Here is a 13,724-nt window from a genome sequence, read left to right on the forward strand (position 1 = left end):
CAGCAAAGTTTTTTAATAACAAAAAGGTTAAATTTGCACATTGATACCTCTATAAATAATGAAAGAGAAGCAGGACGACAAATTAGAAACAATAAGCTATTCAGATATATTCCTTTCGTGTTTTTCCGAAAGTGGTACACATTGCGTTCATTCAAAACCCGAACACGTTTTGTTATATCTGTATTCGGGCGAACAGGTAATAGAGGACAGAAATAAACGAATAACCATAAAAGCAGGCGAATGTGCCTTTATCAGACGTGACCACCGATTGACAATGTACAAGAACAGCAAGGGCAAGGAATTGTACAAAGGAATTTCACTTGTATTCCAGCGTAATATATTGCGTGAGTTTTACAGCAAAATGAACAAATCGGAAATTCCGAAAGACATAAAAATTTCTGACAAAAACGTTTTCAAACTAAATAAAACACCTGATATAGAAAGTTTGTTTCAGTCGCTTACGCCGTATTTTGACAGCAACGTAAAACCAACGGAGGGCGTTATTCATCTGAAATTATTGGAGGGAATTTATGCCTTGCTGAACAACAATGAATTGCTTTACCCGATATTGTTCGATTTTGCGGAACCGTGGAAAATAGACCTTTTGGATTTCCTCAACAAAAACTATATGGACGACCTAACTATGGAACAGATCGCATCATTTACAGGGCGGAGTTTAGCAACGTTCAAAAGAGATTTCAAAAAGATAAGCAACCTCACTCCGCAAAAATGGCTGATAAAAAAGCGTTTGGAAATGGCTTACATAAAGCTGAAAGAAGAGAACAAAAAAGTGCAGGACGTTTGTACGGAAGTCGGATTTAAAAATCTTTCCCATTTTTCTACTGCATTTAAAAAGCAATACGGAATACCGCCGACAGAAATTTAAAATCGAGCTTTACAGCAAAATAATTTGAGCCTTATAACAAAACTGTTGTAAGGCTTTGTCTTTAACTTTGCATTGTAAAAAGTAATGCAATGCAAACAACAGATATTTTTGAACGGTTACGCAATGGGGAAACCATTTTACCAACCGACCCCGAAACGTATAAAATGCGTGAAGCATCGTACAAGACAAAAGAATTATTGGTACAGATGAACAACGCAACAGACCCTGCCGAAATCAGGGAATTGTTGAGCCAAATCACAGCTACGGAAATTGACGAAAGCGTTGCTGTTTTCACTCCTTTGTATATCAACTACGGAAAGCATACCAAAATCGGGAAAAACGTATTTATCAATTTCGATTGTACTTTTTTGGATTTGGGAGGAATTACGATTGAGGACAACGTATTGATAGCCCCGAAAGTCAGTTTATTATCAGAGGGACACCCATTAGAACCCAAAAACAGGCACGCATTAGTACTGAAACCTATCCACATCAAAAAAAATGCTTGGATTGGTGCAGGAGCAACCATATTGCAAGGCGTTACCATTGGAGAAAATGCGGTTGTAGCTTCGGGTGCAGTAGTTTCAAACGACGTTTCCGACAACACGATTGTAGGCGGTATTCCTGCGAAAATCATTAAAACAATTTAAAACAGAAAGAAAATGAAAAGATTATCAATTTTAGCAGTTGCGAGCCTTATGTTTTTAGGGCAGTCCTGCAATCAAAATCCAAATACTAATAACGAAAATTCAGCAAATATGGACGATACAGCAAAAAAAGAACACTATACTTTTGAGTTGAGCGATAAGGTAACACGCCAAAAAGTAACTTTCAAAAACCGTTACGGAATAACATTGACAGGAGATTTATACCTTCCGAAAGAGCAAGGCAACGAGCCTTTACAAGCACTTGCCATTAGCGGACCTTTCGGAGCGGTAAAAGAACAATCTTCGGGATTGTATGCCAACCAAATGGCAGAACGTGGTTTTGCAGTATTGGCTTTTGACCCGTCCTATACAGGCGAAAGCGGTGGCGAACCTCGTGCCGTTGCATCGCCCGACATCAATACGGAAGATTTCAGTTCGGCAGTTGATTTTCTCGGTATTCAGAAGAACATTGACCGTAACAAAATCGGGATTATCGGAATTTGTGGTTTCGGAGGTTTTGCCTTAAACGCCACTGCCATTGACAAACGTGTAAAAGCTGTTGCTACGACAAGTATGTACGATATGACAAGGGTAATTTCGAAAGACTATAATGACGCTACGACATTGGAGCAACGCACCCAAATATTAGAGCAACTAGGTGAACAGCGTTGGAGAGACGCTGAAGCAGGAACATTCCACGCAGGAGCAATATTAAACCCTGAAAAACTGAAAGGCGATGAACCGCAATTTGTAAAAGAATACCACAATTATTACCGTACTCCGAGAGGATTTCACGAGCGTTCTTTAAATTCAACAGGTGCGTGGAATGCTACAAATGCGTTATCGTTTATGAATATGCCGATTTTGACTTATATAAAAGAAATATCGCCACGACCAATTTTACTAATTGCAGGGGAAAAAGCACACTCACGTTACTTCAGCGAAGACATTTTCAAAAATGCGTCCGAGCCAAAAGAACTAATGATTATCCCAAATGCTATTCACGTGGATTTGTATGATAAGGTTAATGTAATTCCTTTTGATAAATTAGAAACATTCTTTAAAGAAAATTTAAAATAACAGCAATATTATGAAACGTCCATTGTTAATGATTTTGGCTTTTATGTCAATCTTTATAAGTAGTGCTTCATCTTGTAGCAAAGAAGATGATAATAACAATACTAACACAGAAAATACAACACCTATGGTAAACTGTAAAATCAAAATAAAGGTCAATTCACAAACCTTTACAGCTACACTTTTGGATAATAATTCGGCAAAGGCATTTAAGGAAATGTTACCTTACAATCTTTGATTATCCACATAAAATCCTTGTATTCAACTCAAAAGGCTTTTTCCTGAAAACTTTAAAATATATTATTTTTCAAGTTTAGAATATCTCACACAACAAAGATAAAGTTTCTGATTAAAAGAATACAAATAAAGCAATATGTTAAAATACAGTACTTTCGGACATAAAAAAGCCCCCGCAAGATTGCTCTTACGGGGACCCGTGTTTAAAGGACGGCGGCTACCTGCTCTCCCACAAAATTGCAGTACCATCGGCGCCATTGGGCTTAACTTCTCTGTTCGGAATGGGAAGAGGTGGATCCCCAACGCTATAACCGCCTTAATATTGTAAGTGAATAGTGAATAATGAAAATTCCTGATTCTTCACTTTTAACCCTTAATTCATAAAATTGACACGGCGAAAAACAAAAGCAATAATCCAAAATATACCAGAGGACTCATCTGTAAACCAATCTCCTAAAATCCTATTTATCAAACCCTCTAACCAGACCTGACAAAACAAAGCTTACGGGCAATTAGTACTGCTCGGCTACTTGCGTTACCGCCTTTACACCTGCAGCCTATCAAGGTCGTAGTCTGCAACCACCCTTATAAAGAGATCTAATCTTGAGGTAGGCTTCGCGCTTAGATGCTTTCAGCGCTTATCCCTGCCCAGACTTAGCTACCCGGCAGTGCTCCTGGCGGAACAACCGGTAAACCAGAGGTCTGTCCAACACGGTCCTCTCGTACTAGTGTCGGGGCCTCGCAAATCTCTAACGCCCACGATAGATAGAGACCGAACTGTCTCACGACGTTCTGAACCCAGCTCGCGTGCCACTTTAATGGGCGAACAGCCCAACCCTTGGGACCTTCTCCAGCCCCAGGATGTGACGAGCCGACATCGAGGTGCCAAACCATTCCGTCGATATGAGCTCTTGGGAATGATCAGCCTGTTATCCCCGGAGTACCTTTTATCCTTTGAGCGATGGCCATTCCATACTGAAACCACCGGATCACTATGCTCTAGTTTCCTACCTGATCGACTTGTAGGTCTCCCAGTCAAGCGCGCTTATGCCATTACACTCAAAAAGACGGTTACCAATCGTCTCGAGCGCACCTTTAGAAGCCTCCGTTACTTTTTTGGAGGCGACCACCCCAGTCAAACTACCCACCATACAGTGTCCTCCTTGTAAAGGAGTTAGAGGTCAAACACCCGAAGGGCCGTATTTCAACGACGGCTCCACAAATACTGGCGTACCTGCTTCATAGCCTCCGGCCTATCCTACACATCGGATGCCCAACATCAATGTAAAGCTATAGTAAAGGTTCACGGGGTCTTTTCGTCCCATCGCGGGTAATCGGCATCTTCACCGATACTACAATTTCACCGAGCTCACGGTCGAGACAGTGAGAAGATCGTTACACCATTCGTGCAGGTCGGAACTTACCCGACAAGGAATTTCGCTACCTTAGGACCGTTATAGTTACGGCCGCCGTTTACTGGGGCTTCAATTCAATGCTTCTCTTGCGATGACATCTCCTCTTAACCTTCCAGCACCGGGCAGGTGTCAGGCTATATACCGCGTCTTTCGACTTTGCATAGCCATGTGTTTTTGTTAAACAGTCGCCTTCTCCATTTCTCTGCGGCCAACATCGCTGCTGGCGTCCTTTCTCCCGAAGTTACAGGACTATTTTGCCTAGTTCCTTAACCGTGAATCACTCGAGCGCCTTAGTATTCTCAACCCAACCACCTGTGTCGGTTTGCGGTACGATTGCCATGATAATTGGCGCGTAGCGGTTTTTCTTGGCAGTCTGCTTACCCACGTTATTGGCTCACCCGAAGGCTTGCCATACTTTCAGGTTCGGCTCGAGGGGCGGATTTGCCTACCCCTCTCGACGCCTACCCCCTTCAACCCACTATTCCGTCAGTGGGCAGTGGTGTCACTCCTGCGTCCCCGCGTAGCTTATCATGACAGTAACGGAATATTAACCGTTTCTTCCATCGGAATCGCCTCTAGGCTTATCCTTAGGATCGACTAACCCTGATCCGATTAGCGTTGATCAGGAAACCTTGGTTTTTCGGCGAGGGGGTTTCTCTCCCCCTTTGTCGTTACTTATACCTACATTTGCTTTTCCATCCGCTCCAGAACACCTTGCGGTGCGCCTTCGACGCCGTGATGGAATGCTCCCCTACCAACCAGAATATGGTTCCATAGCTTCGGTAATATGCTTATGCCCGATTATTATCCACGCCCCGCCACTCGACTAGTGAGCTGTTACGCACTCTTTAAATGAATGGCTGCTTCCAAGCCAACATCCTAGCTGTCGCTGCGGCAGGACTTCGTTAAATGCAACTGAGCATATATTTCGGGACCTTAGCTGATGGTCTGAGTTGTTCCTCTCTCGGACACGGACCTTAGCACCCGCGCCCTCACTCCCGGGTATCACTTATACGCATTCGGAGTTTGGCTGGACTTGATAGGCGGCGAAGCCCTCGCATCCAATCAGTAGCTCTACCTCATATAAGTTCGTAGTCCGAGGCTGCACCTAAATGCATTTCGGGGAGTACGAGCTATCTCCAAGTTTGATTAGCCTTTCACCCCTACCCTCAGGTCATCCGAAAACTTTTCAACGTTTACCGGTGCGGTCCTCCATATTGTGTTACCAATACTTCAACCTGCCCAAGGGTAGATCACTTGGTTTCGCGTCTACTCCTGCCGACTCCACGCCCTGTGAAGACTCGCTTTCGCTGCGGCTGCATACATCCTTGTATTTAACCTTGCCGGCAAGAGTAACTCGTAGGTTCATTATGCAAAAGGCACGCCGTCATCCCGATGAATCGGGACTCCGACCGCTTGCAGGCACATGGTTTCAGGGTCTATTTCACTCCTCTGTTCGAGGTTCTTTTCACCTTTCCCTCACGGTACTGGTTCACTATCGGTCTCCGGAGAGTATTTAGCCTTGGCGGATGGTCCCGCCGGTTTCACGCAGGATTACTCGTGTCCCGCGCTACTCAGGATACCGGTAGGCTTCGTCAGGGATACGTGTACGGGATTTTCACCCTCTTTGATCCAACTTTCCAGATGGTTCCACTTCCTTGATGTCTTGCCATGTCCCGGTCCTACAACCCCGTACCTGCCGAGACAGGTACGGTTTGGGCTGCTCCCGTTTCGCTCGCCACTACTCCGGGAATCACTTTTGTTTTCTTCTCCTATGGGTACTTAGATGTTTCAGTTCCCCACGTTCGCCTTCCACAATACAGTGGAATGGTACGCTCTTCGCGTACCGGGTTGCCCCATTCGGATATCCGCGGATCGATTCGTATTTGCCAATCCCCGCGGCTTTTCGCAGCTTATCACGTCCTTCATCGCCTTCCAGAGCCCAGGCATCCCCCATGTGCCCTTATTCACTTTTATTTCGCCGTCCGGTGTGCACCATCTTGCGATGATACAGCCGGGTATGATAAATATACTTTAGCGTCTTTGATTTTTTATGGATTACCTTTTTGCCATCGGGGGCAAATTTGCACTTGCCTTGGCGGTAATGCCACATTTCAATGAACTCTTTTCATTTTGTTTTTTGCTCTTGTTTTATTTCACCATGTCAAAGATCTCTTTTTCAATTGTTCCCCCCTTCGCTCCTCGCGGATACCCGGGCAATCGATAGTTGTCTGACGCGGGGTCGAACCGCCCTTTTTGAATTAATAATTAATAATTAAGAATTAATAGTTAAGAATTAATAGTCAAGAATGCAATTCTTCATTATTCATTATTAACTTATCCGTGTCCCCTTCCGGACTGTCAAACTTCAATATTTCTGCCGTTTCTCGCTTCCGGCTCGCCTGCCCTCCGCTTTCTTATCACCCACTGCCTTTCTCAAACCGTCCCCCGGCTCTTTTTCAAACCGGACCGGTGGAGAATAACGGATTCGAACCGTTGACCCTCTGCGTGCAAGGCAGATGCTCTAGCCAGCTGAGCTAATTCCCCCTTTTCATTGTATCGGGGTATTACGGTTGCCCCGTTGGCCCTTCCGACCAAAGTCGGAATGCTCTAGCCAGCTGGGCTAATTCCCCGTTTTTTTAATTACTAATTACTAATTTCCAATTACTAATTATTGGTAATTGGCCATTGGTAATTGGTAATTCCAATTCGTAGTCCCAGGCAGAGTTGAACTGCCGACCTCTACATTATCAGTGTAGCGCTCTAACCAACTGAGCTATAGGACTGGCTGGTTTCGTGTCGGCATCCCTCTTCTCTATTGCCTCGTTACATACGTTCTTATCGTCTACAACGGGGGGATGTCTTCCCTTATAGTGGATTATGTCATGTTTTATTTAGCACATACGTTTCTATTGCAAAGCTCATGTATCCATTTTATTGGTACCCTGTATCATTCCTTTTTTTTCAGAAAAAAATAACCGTGAACCGGAAGCTCCGGGCAATGCGAAGCTTTTCTTTGCCGGTTGTCTTGACCGTTTAGCCTTACAAGGGCCATCTCTCCAGAAAGGAGGTGTTCCAGCCGCACCTTCCGGTACGGCTACCTTGTTACGACTTAGCCCCAGTCACCGGTTTTACCCTAGGCCGCTCCTTGTCGGTTACGGACTTCAGGCACCCCCAGCTTCCATGGCTTGACGGGCGGTGTGTACAAGGCCCGGGAACGTATTCACCGCGCCGTGGCTGATGCGCGATTACTAGCGAATCCAGCTTCACGGAGTCGAGTTGCAGACTCCGATCCGAACTGAGAGTGGTTTTGGGGATTGGCATCATGTCGCCATGTAGCTGCCCTTTGTACCACCCATTGTAACACGTGTGTCGCCCCGGACGTAAGGGCCGTGCTGATTTGACGTCATCCCCACCTTCCTCGCATCTTACGATGGCAGTCTCGTTAGAGTCCCCAGCACTACCTGATGGCAACTAACGATGAGGGTTGCGCTCGTTATGGCACTTAAGCCGACACCTCACGGCACGAGCTGACGACAACCATGCAGCACCTACACGTCTGCCCCGAAGGGAGATCGGATCTCTCCGACTGTCAGACGCATTTCAAGCCCGGGTAAGGTTCCTCGCGTATCATCGAATTAAACCACATGTTCCTCCGCTTGTGCGGGCCCCCGTCAATTCCTTTGAGTTTCATTCTTGCGAACGTACTCCCCAGGTGGATTACTTAACGCTTTCGCTCAGCCGCTTACATTATATCGCAAACAGCCAGTAATCATCGTTTACTGCGTGGACTACCAGGGTATCTAATCCTGTTTGATCCCCACGCCTTCGTGCTTGAGCGTCAGTTATGGCTTAGTAAGCTGCCTGCGCAATCGGAGTTCCTCGTGATATCTATGCATTTCACCGCTACACCACAAATTCCGCCTACCTCATCCACACTCAAGGATACCAGTTTCGAAGGCACTTTTACGGTTGAGCCGCAAAATTTCACCGCCGACTTAATGTCCCGCCTGAGCACCCTTTAAACCCAATAAATCCGGATAACGCTCGGATCCTCCGTATTACCGCGGCTGCTGGCACGGAGTTAGCCGATCCTTATTCGCAAGGTACTTGCAAAAGGCCACACGTGGCCCACTTTATTCCCTTGCAAAAGAAGTTTACAACCCGTAGGGCCGTCTTCCTTCACGCGACGTGGCTGGTTCAGGCTTGCGCCCATTGACCAATATTCCTCACTGCTGCCTCCCGTAGGAGTCTGGTCCGTGTCTCAGTACCAGTGTGGGGGATAAACCTCTCAGTTCCCCTATCCATCGTTGCCTTGGTGGGCCGTTACCCCGCCAACTAGCTAATGGAACGCATGCCCATCTTCAACCGGTTGTCCTTTAACAAATATTCCCATGCGGGACCCCTGTGTTATAGGGTATTAGTCCGTCTTTCAACGGGTTATCCCCTTGTTGAAGGCAGGTTGCATACGTGTTACTCACCCGTGCGCCGGTCGCCACCATCCGTATTGCTACTTCATGTGATGCCCCTCGACTTGCATGTGTTAGGCCTATCGCTAGCGTTCATCCTGAGCCAGGATCAAACTCTTCGTTGTATATTTGTTTTTTTGGTTTTTCCTTGAAATCACCCCGCTTTACGGCATAACCGCAAAACAGCTAAACAAACAACCTTTGCTTTGAACGAAAAGTCCTCGTTTTTCCCTTGACCCCCGAATTCACGATTTATTTTTCAGTTTCCTAGTAGAATGGGGCCGGTGCATCTTCTCCCGATGACAACGGACCCCTTTATTGAACGGGTACCAATTTGACCCCGGCATGCCCATTCCCCTCAAGCCCCCACCTGGGAGGCTCCCGGGAAACATACCGCGATCCCTTGTATACTCTGCTTTGTCTTCTTTTAAACGTATATGTAAATAACCTAAAGATCGCTTTTCCTTGCTTTCGACTCAGGACTTATTTCCTGAAAGCGGGTGCAAAGATAGAGACTTCTTTTCTTACCATCCAAACAATTCAACAAAAAAAATCAATCTTTTTTTCTGTCATTTTCCCCGATTTTCAATCAAACAAAAGAAGATCATATCATTACCTCAAGAAAAAAAATAATCTTTTTTTTCAGGCTGACAGAAAAAAAATGGGAAACAGGTCAAAACCGGGAGAAAAACCCGAGAATTCCCTCTCCTGATTTTCTCTTAAAAATGCAGGAAAAACGACAACATTCTATAGAAAAAATAGAAAAACAGATATTCGATATGAAAAATCCGGAAAGGAAAATCTACAGACAGGAATAAACAAGAGAGTGAGAAATTATATTAAAAAGTGAAAAGATGCAATTTTTTCCATAGAATCACATTTTATAAGTATCTTCGCACAAAATCTACATTGCACCATTTAGAGGACTGCAACAATTCAATTATATTAGGCATTTCAAGTTTATTGCGCTATTTGAGTCGCCTTCGCTCCTTGACTTATCAATTGAGTCGCCTTCGCTCCTCGATTCTACAATTGAGTCGCCTTCGCTCCTCGATTGATAATTCTACGCTCAACATAGTCAAAACAAGTTTTGCCTTTGTGTTAGCTTATCGAAACAGTTATCGCAACGGCATAATGTAAGTGACAACAAACCAGAGGTGCAAATAAAACGTATAAAATAAGCACAAACAGATGAAAGGTATTATTCATATCTTAAAACGGTTTTTACCTCCTTATAAGAAATATGTCATCCTGGCATTTATCTTCAATATCTTGACAGCTATATTGAATGTCTTTTCTCTTGCAACCATTATTCCCATTCTCCAGGTTTTATTCAAAATAAACAGGGAAACATATTCATTTATCGAATGGGGGAGTTCTGACTATTCGTTTGTGGATATTTTACTTAATAATGCAAACTGGTATATAACACAACTTATCGAAACACACGGAAGCAGTACCACATTAATGGCACTGGCCACCTTCCTGATTGTGATGACCCTCCTGAAAACAGGAACTGCCTATTTTGGTTCATACTTTCTTATTCCTATAAGAACCGGCGTAGTGAAAGATATCCGGAACCAGATCAATGACAAAGTACTTTCCCTTCCTCTCGGCTTCTTTACGGAAGAGAGAAAAGGGGATATTCTTTCCAGGGTATCGGGCGATGTAAATGAAGTAGAGAACTCGGTGATGAGCTCTCTCGATATGCTCTTTAAGAATCCAATCCTGATCCTGATCTATCTGACCACTATGGTAATGTTAAGCTGGCAACTGACTCTCTTCGTAATGGTCGTGCTTCCGGTGATGGGGCTTGTGATGGGGCGTGTAGGTAGAAGTCTGAAAAGAAGTTCTTTCACGGCTCAGAACAAATGGGGAGAACTGATGTCGCAGATGGAGGAGACACTAAGCGGGCTACGGGTAATCAAAGCATTCGGAGCAGAAAATAAGATCTCCGGAAGATTTCATAGAGGGAATAACGAGTTCAGGCGGATGTCGAACAGGATCGCTCGCAGGCAGCAATTGGCACACCCCATGAGTGAACTGCTGGGTACTATCACCATTGCTATTGTACTATGGTTTGGCGGCACATTAATATTAGAAGGCAACAGTATGATCGACGCTGCCTCATTCATCTATTATCTCACCATATTTTACAGCATTATCAATCCGGCCAAGGAATTTTCCAAATCGGCCTATGCTGTGCAGCGTGGGTTGGCATCGATGGAGCGTATCGACAAAATACTGACTGCCGACAATAAGATTACCGACCCGGCACAATCTGTCGCGGTTACATTCAATTCCTATATAGATTACAAGGATGTATGGTTTAAATATGAAACAGATTGGGTCATCAAAGGAGTGAATCTGAAGATAGATAAGGGAAAGACCATTGCTCTTGTCGGTCAGTCGGGATCCGGAAAATCGACTATGGCGGATCTCCTGCCCCGGTTCTATGATATACAGAAGGGCGAAATTCTTATCGACGGGATCAATATAAAAGATATGAAAGTCCGGGATCTGAGGTCGCTGATGGGTTATGTAAACCAGGAAGCTATCCTTTTCAACGACACCTTTTATAATAATATAGCATTCGGGGTCACCAATCCGACCGAAAGTGAGGTGATCAATGCAGCTAAAATAGCCAATGCCCATGAATTCATTATGGCTACTGAACACGGTTATCAAACTAATATCGGTGACAGGGGTGGCAAATTGTCGGGTGGACAGCGCCAGCGTATCAGTATTGCCAGGGCCATACTGAAAAACCCGAAGATACTTATTCTGGATGAAGCGACATCAGCACTAGATACCGACTCGGAACGGCTTGTACAGGAAGCACTGGAAAAACTGATGAAAAACCGGACTACCATCGTGATAGCCCACCGGTTGTCCACCATCAAAAATGCGGATGAGATCTATGTAATGAAAGATGGACACATCGTAGAATCAGGACAACATTCCACATTGTATGCCCGGGGCGGATACTACACCTCATTATGTGATACGCAACGCGACCTAAGCGAATAATAAGCTATCCCTTATCTTTGGGAACAGGGACAAACGATTCTTTTTCAGAGATTTTCTCCAATAGCCGGTCTACCGCCTCGAAAGGAGAATTTATACTACGGAATTCGGGGACGACTTCTTTCATCTTCTTCACTGTCCGCATATCATCATATTCGTAAGAAGCATGAATCAGAGCGTTTATTTTGCGGTTCACCTCTTCATATTCATACTCACGCACATCTGCGATCATTATTTTCTCATGATAGGTCGGTTTGGTATGCTCGGCTATGTTCAATAGTTCTTCATAGAGTTTTTCCCCATGCCGCAGTCCGGTAAACTCTATCTTGATATTCCTTGAGCCGGAGAGCCGTATCATCCTTTTTGCCAGATCCAGAATTTTGACAGGCTTGCCCATATCGAAAATATAGATTTCTCCGCCTTTACCCATAGCTCCCGCTTCGAGTACCAACTGACAGGCTTCCGGAATGGTCATAAAGTAGCGGATGATCTCCGGATGGGTTACGGTAACAGGGCCTCCATTCTTTATCTGCTCCCTGAACAAAGGTATTACCGAACCGTTCGATCCCAACACATTCCCAAAGCGGGTAGTAATAAACTGCGTAGTTCTCTTCCCGCTTTTCGCTATATATTTTGCCAGGGACTGTACGTAGATCTCACAAATCCTTTTGGAACAACCCATTACATTTGAAGGGTTCACCGCCTTATCGGTAGAGACCATCACAAATTTGTCGGCATTGTATTTTACAGCCAGGTCTGCGACGATCTTCGTCCCAAGGATATTGGTCTGTACCGATTCCGACACATTGTCCTCCATCATCGGCACATGCTTGTACGCCGCTGCATGGAAAATATACTGCGGCCGTGTCCTGGAAAAGATACGTTCCATCCGGCTGGCATTGCTAACATCAGCCACAATGATCTCGGCACGGAGTTCCCTCCATTTATCTTTCAGTTCGAGCCTCATGTCATGTAACGGGGTTTCCGCCTGATCTATAAGAATAATACTGTAGGGATTGAAATTGGCTACCTGGCGGACTATCTCGCTACCTATCGATCCGGCGGCACCTGTCACCATTACACGTTTGCCTTCAATATTTGAAGCTATCTTCAACATATTGATGTGGATCGGATCACGGGGCAAAAGATCTTCAATCTGTACGTCTTTCAACTGCTCCTTGCTCATAATCATTCCGTTCCACTCGTTCAAAGGTACAGTAGTTAGCAATGAGATGTTATGATCCACAAAATTACTCAGGAGGTCAGAATTCTTTATCTCCTCCATTTGCTGAGGTGAAACGATGATGGTCTTCACATCCTTACTCTCCAGTGTCCTGAATATATTTTCATTATTCGCATAGATCGTTATCCCCATCAACTCCTTTCCCACCATCTGGCTTTCGTCCGAAATAAACCCAAGTACCCGGTAGTTAAATTCGCTATTTCCCTTCAATGCTTTTGCAACACTGATACCGGCTTCTTTAGTACCGTAAATAAATACATTGACCGGTTTCACATCTCTCCCTGTAATAAATTCATATACCTCTTTCGTGAGTATCCTTGAAAAGATCATCAGAAACGTATTGAGAAAGAAAACAGAGATGAAAGTAATATCATCCAGATAAAAACCCGGATGATATCTCTTCAGTATTATAATAGCCAGATAAGTAAAACCGTACCCCAGCATCAATGCATAGGTAATCCTCATCAGGTCGGAGAATGAAGAGAATCTTAGAATGCCACTGAATGTACGAAACAATATAAAAGTAATCGAATTGACAAAAACCAGGATTACCCCTAACGTGATACCATCGGCCCTGACTTCGGGTGTAAGCCCGACAAACCCATATCTCATCAGATACATCACTAAACAGGAAAACATGATCATGAGAATGTCAATCACGAAAATTGTAAAACGGGATAAAACCCTATTCGACAAAAAATTATGTATTAAATTACTCATAAG

6 protein-coding genes, 2 tRNA genes and 3 rRNA genes are annotated in these 13,724 nt (G+C 44.5%); 5 read left to right on the forward strand and 6 right to left on the reverse strand.

Annotated elements, in window-relative coordinates:
• Nucleotides 1-58 precede the first annotated feature (58 nt).
• From PSM36_RS12875 to PSM36_RS12890, 4 genes are all read left to right on the forward strand, one after another.
• Entirely contained in the window at nucleotides 59-886 is an 828-nt protein-coding gene (locus tag PSM36_RS12875; protein WP_076931278.1) for a helix-turn-helix domain-containing protein, read from the forward strand.
• A gap of 89 nt (nucleotides 887-975) precedes the next feature.
• Nucleotides 976-1,536 (forward strand): sugar O-acetyltransferase, encoded by a 561-nt coding sequence (locus PSM36_RS12880; protein WP_076931279.1) that lies wholly within the window; start codon nucleotides 976-978, stop codon nucleotides 1,534-1,536.
• A 48-nt stretch (nucleotides 1,537-1,584) separates the two neighbouring features.
• Complete coding sequence (locus PSM36_RS12885; protein ID WP_394333056.1) at nucleotides 1,585-2,613, forward strand: alpha/beta hydrolase; 1,029 nt, start codon at nucleotides 1,585-1,587, stop codon at nucleotides 2,611-2,613.
• Between the two features lie 10 nt (nucleotides 2,614-2,623).
• Nucleotides 2,624-2,848, forward strand: coding sequence for a cyclophilin-like fold protein (locus tag PSM36_RS12890; protein WP_076931281.1), 225 nt, complete (start codon nucleotides 2,624-2,626; stop codon nucleotides 2,846-2,848).
• 207 nt (nucleotides 2,849-3,055) lie between these two features.
• Here PSM36_RS12890 and rrf read toward each other — a convergent pair.
• The 5 genes from rrf to PSM36_RS12915 form a co-directional block, all read right to left on the reverse strand.
• A 5S ribosomal RNA gene (rrf, locus tag PSM36_RS12895) occupies nucleotides 3,056-3,166 on the reverse strand.
• 173 nt (nucleotides 3,167-3,339) lie between these two features.
• Nucleotides 3,340-6,239, reverse strand: a 23S ribosomal RNA gene (locus PSM36_RS12900).
• A 496-nt stretch (nucleotides 6,240-6,735) separates the two neighbouring features.
• Nucleotides 6,736-6,809, reverse strand: a tRNA-Ala gene (locus tag PSM36_RS12905).
• A gap of 165 nt (nucleotides 6,810-6,974) precedes the next feature.
• Nucleotides 6,975-7,048: transfer RNA gene (locus tag PSM36_RS12910), tRNA-Ile, on the reverse strand.
• A gap of 277 nt (nucleotides 7,049-7,325) precedes the next feature.
• Nucleotides 7,326-8,856 (reverse strand): 16S ribosomal RNA (locus PSM36_RS12915).
• Together the 16S, 23S and 5S rRNA genes with 2 tRNA genes alongside form the textbook arrangement of a ribosomal RNA operon.
• Nucleotides 8,857-9,922: 1,066 nt before the next feature.
• On the opposite strand from PSM36_RS12915, the gene PSM36_RS12925 reads away from it, so the two are divergent.
• On the forward strand, nucleotides 9,923-11,761 hold the full coding sequence (locus PSM36_RS12925; protein WP_076931283.1) for an ABC transporter ATP-binding protein: 1,839 nt from the start codon (nucleotides 9,923-9,925) through the stop codon (nucleotides 11,759-11,761).
• 4 nt (nucleotides 11,762-11,765) lie between these two features.
• On the opposite strand, the gene PSM36_RS12930 is transcribed toward PSM36_RS12925, so the two are convergent.
• Nucleotides 11,766-13,721 (reverse strand): polysaccharide biosynthesis protein, encoded by a 1,956-nt coding sequence (locus PSM36_RS12930; RefSeq protein ID WP_076931284.1) that lies wholly within the window; start codon nucleotides 13,719-13,721, stop codon nucleotides 11,766-11,768.
• Between the last annotated feature and the right edge of the window lie 3 nt (nucleotides 13,722-13,724).

The sequence above is a fragment of the Proteiniphilum saccharofermentans genome (assembly GCF_900095135.1).
Classification (GTDB): domain Bacteria; phylum Bacteroidota; class Bacteroidia; order Bacteroidales; family Dysgonomonadaceae; genus Proteiniphilum; species Proteiniphilum saccharofermentans.